This window comes from Pseudomonas sp. B707, assembly GCF_022496685.1.
GTDB lineage: Bacteria > Pseudomonadota > Gammaproteobacteria > Pseudomonadales > Pseudomonadaceae > Aquipseudomonas > Aquipseudomonas paraglycinae.
This window is the reverse complement of record NZ_WTVE01000015.1, coordinates 182903-196198: the sequence shown is the minus strand read 5'-3', so window position 1 is coordinate 196198 and position 13296 is coordinate 182903. Positions and strand designations below refer to the sequence as shown.

Here is a 13296-nt window from a genome sequence, read left to right as displayed (position 1 = left end):
GAAGTCACAAGGCCTCGCCTTTTTTCCAGGCCAGATATCGGGCCACCAACTCGGCGCCCAGTTCGGTGGGCCGGGCATTGATGATCGGTAGTCCATGAGTCCTCAACTGCTCATGGAGTCTTGCCGTGCCGTTCAAGTAATCCACCGTTGCACAATAGGCCAGCGCTTCCGTCAGCGATTGAACCGGAGTCAGCCGCACGTGTTCGAGCCTTTCTTCGTACAGGCTGGCGATGAGTACGCGGTGTTGCCTGCCCAGTTGTGTCATGGCAGTCAGCAGCTCTTCATCAACCTCATCCCGCACATTAGTCACCAACACCACCAGCGCCCGACGCTTCTGCCTGGCCAACAACTGATCCACCGCCGCCGGATAATCCGCCGAACGTCGCGTGCTATCCAGATCATAAACACCGTTGAGCAACACCTTGAGCTGCCCCGTACCTTTGACCGGTGCAATAAACCGAGGCTGATCGCTGGCGAAGGTGGACAAGCCCACCGCATCCCCCTGCCGCAGCGCCACATAACTCAACAGCAGACACGCATTCAACGCATGATCGAAATGCGACAGCTCGCCGTCCTGACTGCGCATCTGTCGCCCGCAGTCGAGCATAAAAATGATCTGTTGATCCCGTTCGTCTTCGTATTCCCGGGCAATCGGTGTGCGGTGGCGGGCGGTGGCTTTCCAGTCGATCTGGCGCAGGCTGTCGCCTTCGCGAAATTCTCGCAGTTGATGGAATTCCATCCCTTGGCCACGGCGTTGGCGCTGGCGTACGCCGAGCTGGCTGAGCCAGTTGTCGACCGCCAGCAATTGGCCGCCGTAGAGACGGGCGAAGTCGGGGTAGACGCGGGTGTGGTCGGTGATGTTCAGCAGGCGTTTGCCGGACCACAGGCCGAAGGGGCTCGGCAAGTTGAGTTCGCAGGTTTCGAAAGTGAAGTGGCCACGTTTGAGTGGGCGCAGGCGGTAGCCGATCAGGCTGCGCTGGCCGGGTTGCAGCTCGGTGGAGAGCGGCAGGTTTTCATGGCTGAGGCCGTCGGGTACGTGGTCGAAGAGTTGAATGGCCAGTGGTGGGTCGAGGTCGTGTTCGACTTCCAGCCGGATTTCGCTCCAGCGACCGAGGGCCAGGCTGCCGGGCATCTGTCGTTGCACGCGGGGCGAGGGCAGGCGCTTGAGGCGCAGCGCGTCGAGCAGGCTCAGCGCAAACAGCGCCAGCAACAATCCCCAGTTGATCGACAGCAGGCTCGATGGCACCTCGACGTCCAGCGCCTGCAACGCGCCCAGCACAATGCCGATGACCAGCAGGATCGCCAGCCAGATCAACAGCAGGCGCGAGGGTTTCACAGGCGCGGCGCCGGTACTTGGTCGAGCAGTTGCTGAAGGACTTGATCGACTTGCAGCCCTTCGATGTCCAGCTCCGGTGCAAGGCGTACGCGATGGCGCAACACCGCCAGTGCGCAGCCCTTGATGTCGTCGGGAATCACGAATTCACCGCCGCGCAACAGGGCTCGGGCGCGGGCGCAGCGCACCAGTGCAATGGAGGCACGTGGCCCGGCGCCGAGGGTCAGCCCCGGCCAGGTGCGGGTGCTGCGGGCGAGGCGCACGGCGTAATCGAGTACCTGCTCGTCCAGCGGCAGATCGCTGGCGATGCGCTGCAGGGCTTGCACGTCCTTGGCCTGCAACACGGTGCGCAGCGGTTGCACGTCGAGCATATCGGCGCGGGTCGAGCGGCTGACCTGACGCACCATGTCCAGCTCCTGATCGGCGTCGGGATAGTCCATGCGCACCTTGAGCATGAAACGGTCGAGTTCGGCCTCCGGCAGCGGGTAAGTGCCTTCCTGTTCGATCGGGTTCTGCGTGGCGAGCACCATGAATGGCTGGGCAATCGGCAGGGCCCGGCCTTCGAGGGTGACCTGACGTTCCTGCATCGCTTCGAGCAGGGCGGCTTGCGTCTTGGCCGGGGCGCGGTTGATCTCGTCGGCCAGCAGCAGGTTGGTGAACAACGGGCCTTTGCGCAGTTTGAATTGCTCGGTCTGCAGGTCGTAGACCGCGTGGCCGGTGACGTCGCTGGGCATCAGGTCCGGGGTGAACTGAATGCGCGCGAACTCGCCGCCGAAGCACTTCGCGAGGGCGCGTACCAACAAGGTTTTGCCAAGGCCGGGAACGCCTTCGAGCAGCACGTGACCGCCGGCGATCAGCGCGGTCAGCACGTCGTCGATCACAGCGTTCTGGCCGATCAGCGCCTTCTGCAATTCACCGCGCACCGCTTGGGCCAACTGGCTGGCGCGCTGGCGTTGCTGGGCCGCGTGGCTGGGCGAGCCGGGTTCGATGTGTTCGGTCATAGCATGTTCCTCAAGGCTTGCAGGTGGGCGACCTGACGGCAGAATTCGGCGCTGGACAGACGCCGCTTCGGTGCCGGGCTCAGGGCCTGGCTGATGGCACGGGTCGGCTGGCGGGTCAGGCGCGACAGCACCAGCCATTGTTCGGCGACGTTCAGTTGGTCGAAACCGGGATGACGATGGCGGGCGCGGCGCAGGACGTCCTGCTGCAACGCTTGCAGCAAGGTCTGTTGACCGTTGTGACGCAGGATGAAATCGGCACTGGCGCGCAGGTGTTCCATCAACTGCCGGCGACCACTCGGAGCCGGCGCTTGCAACGGTCCGTGACGCACGCCGACATGCCACAGCCACAGGCCGATCAGCGCCAACAGGGCGACGATGGCTTGCGGGAAATAGCGCCAGAGCAGGGTCAACAGACCGTCGTGTTCGGTGTTGTACAACAAGGTCACGGCGGTGTCGGCGCTGAGGTACCAGAGCAGCCAGGCATTGTCGTGCTGTGCAATCGCCGGGGTTTTCCACAGGTCGGCATCGGTGACCACGGTGATCGTGCCGAGGCCGAAAGCCAGTTGCATCATGTGCGTGGCTTTCGCGCTGTTGGCCCAGGCCTGGGCGAGGTTTTTCGGGTCGTCGAGGTGGAACGCGGTGTCGAACCCGGCATAGGCGGGCGCGTCTTCGTCTTCCAGATAGAGCTTGGTCAGGTTGGGGTAAGGATCTTCGGCGGCATCCGGTGGCGTGCCCTTGAGATCCTTGGTGAAGGATTGATGCAGTTGCACGCGGTCGAGCAGCAGGTCGTTGCTCTGTCCGGTCTTCTCATCCCAGATCGATTCGGCGACGAACACCAGCCTTCCGCCGGCCCGGGCCCAGTTCAGAACCTGATCGACCTGGCGCGGGGTCATTTTCGAGCGGTCGTTGAACATCAGCAGCGTGTGCTGGCGCGGGTCGATGTCGGGCAACACGGCGAGGCTTTCGGCATGACTGACGTCGATTCCGCGTTCACGCAGAAACATCTCCGCCGCCAGATAGGGATTGGCTTGTGCGGCGGGGGACGGGCCGTGATCGACCTCGGCCTGGTAAGGCGTGGCTTTGAGGTACAGATAAATGCCCAGCGCACCGAGCAGGGCGACGATCAGCGCGCCACCCAAAAGCCAGAGCGTGCGCCGGCTCAACGGGCAACTCCGTGGCCGAACAGGGTGCGCCAGCCATCACACAATTCCTGTTGCAGATGTGCCGCCGGTACGCGGTGCCCGTAGGCCATGTTCTGCCAGTGGCCGGTGAGATGACGGCTATAAGTGAGCAGGTCCGGTCGCTGCAATTGTTCGATCCGGGCCAGCACTTCGTTTTCGGTGTCGGCGGGTTTGAGGGTCAGGTTGAAGTCGTGCAATAGATGACTGAGCAGTGCCCGGTACAGCAGACCCAGTGCCGCACGCGGTTCGGTTTGCCAGAGTTGCTCCGCGTGGCTGGCGATGTCATCGGGCAGGCTTTCCTTTTGCAGATCCAGACCGAAGGCTTGTTGTGGCAAGGGCCTTTTGGTCTGTTCGGGCAAGCGCGGGCGGCGGCCGACGAACGCTTGCAGAAAATCCCGATAACGCCAGAGCAGCCAACCAATTCCGGCGATCACCGCGCCCCACAGCACGACTTCAATCGCCTTGGCCAGGCCGTCGAGGTGTCGGCCGTCCAGCCAGTCGAGCAGGGTCTTCAACCATGGCGGAGCTTCGCCTTCCTTGGGTTTTTCGGCAGCAGCGGGATCTTCGCCGAAGCGATAACGGGTGACGGTTTCCTTGTTCTTGAACGGCGGCTGTTCGAGCAAGGCCTTGATGCTGTTGCGGGACGCCTCGCTGGTCAGTGGCTGGTTCAAGAGGCGCGGCGCATCCGGAGCCGTGGCAGGATCGGCAGCCCAGGCTGAGGGCAACCCCGGCAACAGCAGACACGCCACCAGTAGCAAGCCGATTGCGCTGCTGTTCAAACGCTGGCGCAAACGGCGAAACACCAGTTCGATGTCCCAGGCTTCGAGGACGGTGCGGCGGTTCAGATACAGGCTGAACCCGCAGGCGACATACACCGGCTCCCAGATCACCAGGATAAGCGCATAGAACGCATTGGTCAGATGCTCCAGCCAGCGCCATTCGTAGTCGGCCGCGAAGATCAGGCTTTGCCAGTCCCAATCGGTTTCGACCTGTTGCGGCAGCAGCAGGTAGAACAACACCATCAGGCCGATCCACAGCGCCGTTTCCAGATGCACGCCGATGATCGTCAGCCACTGCGCGGCGCCGGCATTGCGTTGCAGCAACACCTGCAAACGCTGCTGGCGGGCCGAGCCGTCGAGGCCTTCGAGTTGCAGCACGGGCAGCAGGAAGCTGCGGCTCAGGCTGAAGCGGCGCCAGGTCAGGCTGGCGATGAGTTGCGGCTTGAGCAGGCGCGGCCATTGGCGCAAGGTCTGCTTCAAGGTGGGCGTTTCGCCGAACAGCGCCTTGGACAGGATGTACAGCGGCAAGCGTTCGTAGGCCGGTTTCAGCCACCAGAAGATGAACACGGCGAGTGACGGCGAATCCCAAAACAACAGGCTGAGCACCGCGAAAAGCGGCAGTGTGACGATGGCCCAACTGGTCATCAGCAGGCGCCGATGTTGCTGGCTCATGAGCACGCCCAGGTCCATGGCTTCCCAGGTGGTGCGCGGACGGATCGCCACGGTCGCATCACTCAGGCGCATGGCGGGTCCTTCCGGCGAACAGCAGATAGAACGCCACACAGAGCCAGAGCCCGGCGCCGACCAGGTATTTGGTCTGCGGCGTAACCCCGGTGCGCGACGACCAGTAGGCTTCGATAAACGCAGCGATCAACAGAAACAGCATCACGCCACAGATCAGCAGGATGCTCTGGCGCGCCGCAATCTGCAGGGCTTCGATTCGTGTCAGGCGTCCCGGCGCGATCAATGCCCAACCCAGTTTCAATCCCGCCGCACCGGCCAAAGCGATGGCGCTGAGTTCGAACGCACCGTGCCCGATCACGAACGACCAGAAGGTCTGGCCAAAGCCGATCTCACTGAGATGCCCGGCTACCGCGCCGATGATCAGCCCGTTGTAGAACAGGAAAAACGCACTGCCCACCCCCAGCAGCAAACCGCTGGCAAAGGTCTGAAAGGCGATGCCGATGTTGTGCATGATGTAGTAGCCGAACATCACCCAGTCTTCGCTCGCCGCGCGTTCGGCCGAACGCCCGAGATGGCCGGCGGCGGGGTCGTACATGCTTTGCATTTCGCGCACCTGATCGGCGGGGATCAGGTTATAGACCAGCTCCGGAAACAGGAAAACCAGCAAACCGAAACCGGCCAGGCTGCCGAAGAACAACAGGGCGGCGGCCAGCACGAAGCGCCATTCGGCGCGCACCAACCGTGGAAAGCCGGCGAGGATGAAACCCAGCACGTTAGCGCCGAGCTGGCTGCGATGACGGTAAAGCTGTTGATGGCCGCGCAGCACTTGCTGTTGCAAGGAGTCGACCAGAAAACTGCTGTAGCCACGTTCCTGCGCCAGCGCCAGATGCTGGCAGAGACGGCGATAGGCCTTGGGAAAATCCGCGACTTGCGAAGTGTCCTTGCCTCGTTCCAGACGTTCGAGGGCGAGGGTGAAACGCTCCCATTCGGCCTTGTGGCGAGTTTCGAAAAGGCTTTGCTTCATGACGGACCCAGCAGGCCGCGCGCGATGCCGTTGAGTTCACCGACGGCTTTCGGCGCACTGATGTGCAGTGGCTGGGCGAGTAATGCAGCAAGTTCGTTGACCCGCGCCGTCGACAGTTCACCCTGGCGCTCGGCGAAAGCGAGCAGGGCGCGTTGTTCAGTCAGGGTCAGCGGGACCGGCGAGCGGCGGGGTTCGGCATCGGGCAATTGCGGGCGCTTGAGCGGGCGTTCGCTATAGATCACCAGCGTGCCGGCAGCGATGTCGCCGAGGCGTTTGAAGGTCGGGTGTTGCAGGCAACTGATCGCACCGAGGAAATAGCCGAACGGCATCAGGTCGACAAAACGCAGCAGGTTGCGCAGCAGCGAGGCTGACCAGCCGACCGGTGTGCCGTCGTCGTGCACCACCCGCAGGCCCATCCATTGCTTGCCCGGTGAGCGGCCCTCACGCAGCACCTCGAACAACACCATGTACCACCAGCTCACCACGAACAGCAGCAGTGAGCCCAGGCCGATACCGAGTTTGCCGAGCAACGCCAGCACCATGAGCAGCAGGCCCAAAATCAGCCCGCGCAACCCCAGATCGAGGGTGAACGCCACAGCACGCACCATCAGGCCGGCGGGACGCAGCGGCAGGTCGATGCCTTCCGGCGTTTCGACCTGGTGCCGCGTGTCCAGTGGCGGGGCCAGCGGTGCTTTCCTTGGCGGTGCTTTGGTCTCGAGCATGGGCTACCTGATGTTGCCGGATCGGGATGCAAGTGCGTCCGATGCTAGCAGTCTCTCGGGGGGAAACGACATAACTATGTCATACACATCGTTCAACCAAAGGTGACTGAATGATGCGGCGCTGGCCGCGACCGCAGTCGAACGCCTAGACTTTGCCGATCTTCAGTTCAGGAACCGCCCGTGACTTCCATTTTCTGGTACGACTACGAAACCACCGGCATCAATCCCCGATGCGACCGCCCGTTGCAGGTGGCCGGGATCCGCACCGACCACGAACTCAACGAAATCGACGCGCCGGTCAATCTCTACTGCCAGCCCAGCGAAGACATCCTTCCGCACCCGGCGGCATGCGCGATCACTGGCATCACCCCGAGCCGCCTCGCCGAACAGGGCTTGAGCGAAGCCGATTTCATGACCCGGGTTCACGCCCAGCTCGCGGCTCCCGGCACCTGCGGCGCGGGTTACAACACCCTGCGCTTCGACGACGAGATGACCCGCTACAGCCTGTACCGCAACTTTTTCGATCCCTATGCCCGTGAATGGCAGGGCGGCAACAGTCGCTGGGACCTGATCGATGTCGTGCGCGCCGCCTATGCGTTGCGCCCGGATGGTCTGGTCTGGCCGACCGATGACGAAGGCAAGGTGACGCTCAAGCTCGAGCGCTTGACCGCCGCCAACAACATCGATCACGGCAATGCGCACGAAGCCTTGTCGGACGTGCGCGCCACCATTGCTCTGGCCCGGTTGATCCGCGAGAAGCAGCCGAAGCTGTATGACTGGCTGTTCCAGTTGCGCAGCAAACAGAAGGTCATGGACCAGATTCGATTGTTGCAACCGATGGTGCACATCTCCGGTCGTTTCTCCGCTGCGCGCAGTTATGTCGGCGTGGTGCTGCCGCTGGCCTGGCATCCGCGCAACAAGAACGCGCTGATCGTGTGTGATCTGCACCTGGACCCGCAGGGGCTGCTCGACCTGGATGCCGAAACTTTGCGTCAGCGCCTGTATACCCGCCGTGACGATCTGGCCGAAGGCGAGTTGCCGGTGCCGCTCAAGTTGATTCACATCAACAAGTGCCCGGTGGTGGCGCCGTTGGCGGTGCTGAGGGCTGAAGATCAGCAGCGTCTGGGTCTGGACATGGCGTTGTATCAGGCGCGTGCATTGCGACTAAGTGACGCACAGCAAGTTTGGAAAGATAAAGTCTCGGCGATTTATGCCAGCGAAGATTTCACCTCGAGTGAAGATCCCGAACAACAGTTGTACGACGGATTTATCGGTGATCGCGATCGTCGTTTATGTGAGCAAGTGAGGACGACCGATCCTGCTCAATTGGCGCGAGAGCAATGGCCGTTCGATGATGAACGTTTGCCTGAATTGTTGTTTCGATATCGAGCACGTAACTTTCCCGATACGTTGAATTTCGAAGAGCAAGAACGCTGGAAAATCTTTTGCCGGCAACGCTTGTCCGCGCCGGAGTGGGGCGCCCCTAATACCTTGCAATCTTTTGCCGAGGCCATGGAGCAATGGCTGCTTAGTGCTGCGCCGATGCAGGCCGAGGTGTTGGTTGAATGGCAGAACTATGTCCAGGCATTGCGCAAACGTTTGGATCTTTGAAATCGAACATGTCCGGCGCTTGAATGCCGGGCATAAAAAAACGCCAGCATTCGCTGGCGTTTTTTTGTGTCACAGAAGCGCTCTGCGACAAGGGTTGCGGCTTAGCCCAGCAGGGTAGCCCAGCCTTCAACCACGTCACCGCCCCACTTGGCTTTCCACTCTTTCAGAGTTTTGTGGTTGCCACCTTTGGTTTCGATGACTTCGCCGTTGTGTGGGTTTTTGTATTGTTTAACTTTGCGAGCACGCTTGGTGCCGGTAGTTTTGGCTGCGCCGCCACGTGGTGCTTTGGTTTTGGACTCTGGATCCAGCAGCGCGATGATGTCGCGCAGGGATTTGGAATATTCGCCCATCAGTGTGCGCAGTTTGCCTTCGAATTCCAGCTCGGCTTGCAGTTTGTCGTCTTGCGAAAGGTTCTTCAAACGGGCTTGCAGCTCTTTGATAGCTTCTTCGGTGGCACGATATTCGTTGATCAAGGACATGATTACTACCTTATGTGGGAGTGCGCGATGGCAGGGGACAGTGCGGCAATAATAGTCAGGCTGTTTCATCAAGTAAACATTTAGCCGGAGTTTTTATTTGAATTAGTTACGTTGAAAAGCCGTGAATTGAATATTCAGTTAAATATTGTGATGGAGTCTTCACAGATATTCACACAAGCCTGTTCATGCATGGCTATTATTGCGCCATCATTCTGGCGTTTGCGCGCGTCAAAAAAGCTGCGGCGGGATGCCGTGAGGCTTCGAGGGTCATCAATACTGCAGTTTTCCCGCGCAGTCGCTAGAATGGCCGCCTTTGCGAAGTTCTGGAGTTTCCCCCTCATGCGCACTTTTCGGCTGGTGATTTCTTGCCCGGACCGCGTTGGCATCGTTGCCAAAGTCAGTAACTTTCTGGCGGCCCACAATGGCTGGATCACCGAAGCGAGCCACCACTCGGATAACCAGGTCGGCTGGTTCTTCATGCGTCACGAAATCCGTGCCGATTCCCTGCCTTTCGGTATCGAGGTGTTGCGCGAGAAGTTTGCACCGATCGCCGAAGAGTTCTCGATGGACTGGCGCATCACCGACACCGAGCAGAAAAAACGCGTGGTGCTGATGGCCAGCCGCGAATCCCACTGCCTGGCTGACCTGCTGCACCGCTGGCACAGCGACGAGCTGGATTGCGAGATTTCCTGCGTGATTTCCAACCACGACGACCTGCGCAGCATGGTCGAGTGGCACGGCATTCCTTATTACCACGTGCCGGTCAATCCGCAGGACAAGCAACCGGCCTTCGACGAAGTGTCGCGCCTGGTCAAGCAGCACGATGCCGAAGTGGTGGTGCTGGCGCGCTACATGCAGATCCTGCCGCCGGACATGTGCCGCGAATACGCGCATAAGGTCATCAACATTCACCACAGCTTCCTGCCGTCGTTCGTCGGTGCCAAGCCGTACCACCAGGCTTCGATGCGCGGCGTGAAGCTGATCGGTGCGACCTGCCACTACGTGACCGAAGAGCTGGACGCCGGCCCGATCATCGAGCAGGACGTGGTACGTGTCAGCCACAGCGACAGCATCGACGATATGGTGCGTTTCGGCCGTGACGTCGAGAAGATGGTGCTGGCTCGTGGCTTGCGCTATCACCTGGAAGACCGCGTGCTGGTGCACGGCAACAAGACCGTGGTGTTCTGATTCAGGATCGTTCCCACGCTCTGCGTGGGAATGCCTCTTCAGACGCTCCGCGTCTGCTTTGGGACGCAGGGCGTCCCGGGCTGCGTTCCCACGCAGAGCGTGGGAACGATCCACGGACCTTGAGGACATTACCGATGAGCGATCCACTGGACAAAGCCACTTCCAAGGCGCCCGCCACGCTCGGCGAGGGCTGCCTCAGCCGCTATGACCCGGATGACCTGAGCCCGGAGGATGGCACGGAGTTTCCCGGCGCTGCCGAACTGTGGGAACAACTCAAGGACGAAGACGATGACCTCAAGAAGCCTGTCTGACGCTCAGCAGCTTTTTCAGCAATGGCCGGCCCAGCATCAGTAGAAACACCGGGCCACCGACCAGCAGATAGAAGTAATACGTCACCACCCGCCAGATCAGGATCGCCGCCGCCGCGGTCGATTTGCCGACCATCGGCGCCAACAGCGCCGCCGAGGTCAATTCCGCTGCACCGGCACCGCCCGGCAACAGGCTGAATTGCCCCGCACCCAGCGAAAGCATCTGGATCAGAAACGTCCAGGCCCACTGCACATCCGTCCCCAGCCCGCGCAACGCCAGATACAGCACGCTGTAACGCAGCGACCAGTGCACGCAGGTCAGGACGAACACCTTGATCAATGTCTGCCACGGTAATTTCAGCGCATCGGTGAAAGCGGCAAGAAAGTGCAGCAACTGCCGTGCCCAGCGCCGTCGGGTACGCGGTTCGACGTTCATCCCGGCCAGCAGGCGCCCGCTCAGGCGAATCAAGCGACGGTGATAACGCGCGACCAGCACGCAACTGAACAGGCCGCCGGTCAACGACAGGGCACTGACGATCAGCAGCCATTCCATACGGTCGCTGAGATGCTGGAACAGCGCGTAGATCAGGATCCCGCTGAGGGCGCAGAGAAAGAACAGCAGATCGCTCAACTGATCCATCGCAAACACGGCGCTGCCCCGGGCCGGACGCACGCCGCTGCGCGCCAGCAGCGCCATGATCGTCAACGGTCCTCCGCTGCCGCCGGGTGTGGCGCACCAGGCAAATTCGGCGGCCATCACCACCCCGAGGCTTTTGAGGGGTGTGACCCGGTCACGCTGATCGCCGAGCAACAGCCGCAGGCGCAGGGTGTTGATGCCCCAGCACAGCAGAACCATGGCGAACATGATCAACAGCCAGCGCAGCGGAAACGCCTGCAGGCGCCCCCAGGTCTCGCCGCCCCCGAGCAGGACGGGCACCGCCACGGCCACCAGCAGGCCGATCAGCAACAGAATGCCGCGGCTCAAGCGGCACGCTCGCCTTGGGCGCGCTGGCGCGTCAGCCAGTCGATTTTGGTCATGGGCACGCGTCCGTCCGCGAGCAGTCGTTCAAGGGTGCGCCACCAGTAATCCCGGGAAAAGCGGTGGCGCATGTCCACCGGGTGCAAGCCTAGACGAATCACCGGCGCCTGGCGCCAGCGCTGCTCTCGCTGTTCGCTGATGACCTTCGACATGCCGCGACGCCAGGCGCTGCGTGCGCTCCAGACCAGTCCCGGGGCCTCGACCGCGGTGAAATCCGGCAAGTGATAAAGATGCTGCGGATCGCTGGTGTAGCGCAGCGGCAATTCGCGCAATGCCTGGCGCGTGCCGGCGCTCATCAGCCAGGCCGGGGCAACGAAACCGTGCAGCTGCCAGCCGTGGCGCCGAAACAGATCGATGCCCGGGCGCAGGCGGGCGAGGGCGGCTTCCCGGGACAACTGATAGAACTCGCCTTCATGGGTGTAGACCCGGCGCATGAACCAGTCGCGCGCCGTGCGCGGGCCGGGCTCGGTGTCTTCATGAAAATGGCCGTGCAGGGCCAGTTCATCGCCGCGTGCGACGCGCTGGTCGAGCATTCGGCAAAAATCCGGATTGGCTTCAAGTGCATCGTGTCGGTGGAAATCCGGGACCACCAACCACGTCATCGGGACGTTGCCCAACCGGTCAACGGCTTCGACGAACGCTCGATAATCGGCCCACGTGGAGGGCGCCACGTCATGCAGCACCAGCATTACCGCCGGACGTTCGTGAAATTCAGCCATTGGCCACCCGAGGAACCGAATCGCCGAGTACCGCGTGGTAATGGCTCAGCAGGCTGTCGACCACCGTGTCCCAGGCGTAATGCCGTTCGACATGTTGGCGTGCCTGTCGACCGATTACGTCAGTCCCGCGACTGAACAGTTCACGCACGGCATTGGCCATGGCTTGCGCATTGTTCGGCGCGCAGAGCAGGCCGCAGGATTCGCTGACGATTTCTTCGAACGCTCCGGCCGCCACCGCCACCACCGGAATGCCGCAGGCCATGGCCTCCAGAATCACCAGACCGAAGGTTTCCTGATCGCCGGCGTGGATCAGCGCGTCGGCACTGGCCATCAGCCGCGCGACCTGCGCGGCCGGGCAGAACCGGTCGATCACGCTGACGTTGTCCGGGACGGACGCCGGCATCGACGAGCCGACCAGCAACAGGTGATAACGCGGGCCCAGGCGTTTCATGCAATCGAGCAGCACCGGCAGGTTTTTCTCCTTGGAACCGCGACCGGCGAAGATCAGCAGGCGCGTGTCCTCGGCGATCCCCAGTTCGCTGCGCAATCCGGTATCGCGGGCATCCGGGTGGAAGGTGTGCAGATCAACGCCCAGCGGTTGCACGAGGACGTTGCGCACGCCCAACCCGCTGAGCTTGTCGGCCATCACCTGGCTGGGTGCCAGCACCCGGTCGAAATTGCCGTACAACTTGCGCACATACGCGTCGACATTCGGCGTGACCCAGTGGCCCATGCGGTTGCCCACCAGCAGCGGCAGATCCGAGTGATAGAAGCCGATCACTGGCACATCGAGTTGTCGACGCGCATCGAGCGCAGCCCATGCGGTGAGGTACGGATCACCAACTTCGATCAGATCAGGCTGCAGATCCTGCAGGACGTTTCGCCAAGGGGCCAGGCGCAGGGGAAAGCGATAGCCCTTGCCGAAGGGCAGGGCGGGGGCGGGAACCGTGTAGACGCCATCGCGTTCGCCCAAGTGCGCGCCGGGAATCAGCAGGCTGTGGCGGATGCCGGGCTTGACCCCCAGCCGGCGGTGCTTGGCATCCAGATAGGTGCGCACGCCACCGCTGGCCGGGGCGTAGAACATGGTGATGTCGGCGATATGCACGGTGAACGTCCCTCCGCGTTGATCTCCCTTGGTTGACCTTTATCAAGAATAGATGTTCGGTCGGGGTTTCGCGGTGGGGGCGGCAGGGGGATTTGTGGTGGGGTTGAGGGCGCCAGGCCCTCA

13 protein-coding genes are annotated in these 13296 nt (G+C 61.9%); 3 read left to right on the top strand and 10 right to left on the bottom strand.

Annotated elements, in window-relative coordinates:
• Positions 1-4: 4 nt before the first annotated feature.
• From GQX66_RS06495 to GQX66_RS06470, 6 genes are read right to left on the bottom strand one after another with little or no spacing between them, the layout of a single operon-like run.
• Positions 5-1336 carry a DUF58 domain-containing protein gene (locus GQX66_RS06495; protein WP_102717253.1) on the bottom strand — a complete coding sequence of 444 codons (1332 nt, stop codon included), beginning with the start codon at positions 1334-1336 and terminating at the stop codon, positions 5-7.
• Positions 1333-2334 carry a MoxR family ATPase gene (locus tag GQX66_RS06490; protein ID WP_085745224.1) on the bottom strand — a complete coding sequence of 334 codons (1002 nt, stop codon included), beginning with the start codon at positions 2332-2334 and terminating at the stop codon, positions 1333-1335. Before GQX66_RS06490 ends, GQX66_RS06495 begins: the two co-directional genes overlap by 4 nt.
• Positions 2331-3497 carry a DUF4350 domain-containing protein gene (locus tag GQX66_RS06485; protein ID WP_085745223.1) on the bottom strand — a complete coding sequence of 389 codons (1167 nt, stop codon included), beginning with the start codon at positions 3495-3497 and terminating at the stop codon, positions 2331-2333. The genes GQX66_RS06490 and GQX66_RS06485 overlap by 4 nt, the downstream gene beginning before the upstream one ends.
• Positions 3494-5038 carry a DUF4129 domain-containing protein gene (locus GQX66_RS06480; protein WP_240867591.1) on the bottom strand — a complete coding sequence of 515 codons (1545 nt, stop codon included), beginning with the start codon at positions 5036-5038 and terminating at the stop codon, positions 3494-3496. The genes GQX66_RS06485 and GQX66_RS06480 overlap by 4 nt, the downstream gene beginning before the upstream one ends.
• Entirely contained in the window at positions 5025-6002 is a 978-nt protein-coding gene (locus GQX66_RS06475; RefSeq protein ID WP_102687242.1) for a stage II sporulation protein M, read from the bottom strand. Before GQX66_RS06475 ends, GQX66_RS06480 begins: the two co-directional genes overlap by 14 nt.
• Positions 5999-6724 (bottom strand): RDD family protein, encoded by a 726-nt coding sequence (locus GQX66_RS06470; protein ID WP_240867588.1) that lies wholly within the window; start codon positions 6722-6724, stop codon positions 5999-6001. The genes GQX66_RS06475 and GQX66_RS06470 overlap by 4 nt, the downstream gene beginning before the upstream one ends.
• Positions 6725-6904: 180 nt before the next feature.
• On the opposite strand from GQX66_RS06470, the gene sbcB reads away from it, so the two are divergent.
• The gene (sbcB, locus tag GQX66_RS06465) at positions 6905-8335 is read left to right on the top strand and encodes an exodeoxyribonuclease I (protein ID WP_085745219.1); all 1431 of its coding nucleotides are present in this window, start codon (positions 6905-6907) and stop codon (positions 8333-8335) included.
• Positions 8336-8436: 101 nt separating this feature from the next.
• Here sbcB and mvaT read toward each other — a convergent pair whose 3' ends face one another.
• Entirely contained in the window at positions 8437-8814 is a 378-nt protein-coding gene (mvaT, locus tag GQX66_RS06460; protein ID WP_007951234.1) for a histone-like nucleoid-structuring protein MvaT, read from the bottom strand.
• A 339-nt stretch (positions 8815-9153) separates the two neighbouring features.
• Between mvaT and purU the strand changes: the two genes are divergently transcribed.
• On the top strand, positions 9154-10002 hold the full coding sequence (gene purU / locus GQX66_RS06455; RefSeq protein ID WP_102717259.1) for a formyltetrahydrofolate deformylase: 849 nt from the start codon (positions 9154-9156) through the stop codon (positions 10000-10002).
• Between the two features lie 134 nt (positions 10003-10136).
• Positions 10137-10313, top strand: a complete 177-nt coding sequence (locus GQX66_RS06450) for a hypothetical protein (protein WP_011335665.1) — start codon at positions 10137-10139, stop codon at positions 10311-10313.
• Here the strand turns inward: GQX66_RS06450 and GQX66_RS06445 are convergent.
• The 3 genes from GQX66_RS06445 to GQX66_RS06435 are packed head-to-tail and all read right to left on the bottom strand — an operon-like array spanning position 10297 to position 13173.
• Complete coding sequence (locus tag GQX66_RS06445; protein WP_085745217.1) at positions 10297-11295, bottom strand: lysylphosphatidylglycerol synthase transmembrane domain-containing protein; 999 nt, start codon at positions 11293-11295, stop codon at positions 10297-10299. The two genes, GQX66_RS06450 and GQX66_RS06445, sit on opposite strands and share 17 nt — an antisense overlap.
• The gene (locus GQX66_RS06440) at positions 11292-12068 is read right to left on the bottom strand and encodes a polysaccharide deacetylase family protein (RefSeq protein WP_240867586.1); all 777 of its coding nucleotides are present in this window, start codon (positions 12066-12068) and stop codon (positions 11292-11294) included. Before GQX66_RS06440 ends, GQX66_RS06445 begins: the two co-directional genes overlap by 4 nt.
• Positions 12061-13173 (bottom strand): glycosyltransferase family 1 protein, encoded by a 1113-nt coding sequence (locus GQX66_RS06435; protein ID WP_240867584.1) that lies wholly within the window; start codon positions 13171-13173, stop codon positions 12061-12063. The genes GQX66_RS06440 and GQX66_RS06435 overlap by 8 nt, the downstream gene beginning before the upstream one ends.
• Positions 13174-13296: the final 123 nt, after the last annotated feature.

Bases quoted from the DNA above. Each gene is read 5' to 3' on its own strand.
- GQX66_RS06490 (WP_085745224.1), bottom strand. From the start codon at position 2,334: ATGACCGAACACATCGAACCCGGCTCGCCCAGCCACGCGGCCCAGCAA.
- GQX66_RS06480 (WP_240867591.1), bottom strand. From the start codon at position 5,038: ATGCGCCTGAGTGATGCGACCGTGGCGATCCGTCCGCGCACCACCTGG.
- GQX66_RS06475 (WP_102687242.1), bottom strand. From the start codon at position 6,002: ATGAAGCAAAGCCTTTTCGAAACTCGCCACAAGGCCGAATGGGAGCGT.
- GQX66_RS06470 (WP_240867588.1), bottom strand. From the start codon at position 6,724: ATGCTCGAGACCAAAGCACCGCCAAGGAAAGCACCGCTGGCCCCGCCA.
- mvaT (WP_007951234.1), bottom strand. From the start codon at position 8,814: ATGTCCTTGATCAACGAATATCGTGCCACCGAAGAAGCTATCAAAGAG.
- purU (WP_102717259.1), top strand. From the start codon at position 9,154: ATGCGCACTTTTCGGCTGGTGATTTCTTGCCCGGACCGCGTTGGCATC.
- GQX66_RS06450 (WP_011335665.1), top strand. From the start codon at position 10,137: ATGAGCGATCCACTGGACAAAGCCACTTCCAAGGCGCCCGCCACGCTC.
- GQX66_RS06440 (WP_240867586.1), bottom strand. From the start codon at position 12,068: ATGGCTGAATTTCACGAACGTCCGGCGGTAATGCTGGTGCTGCATGAC.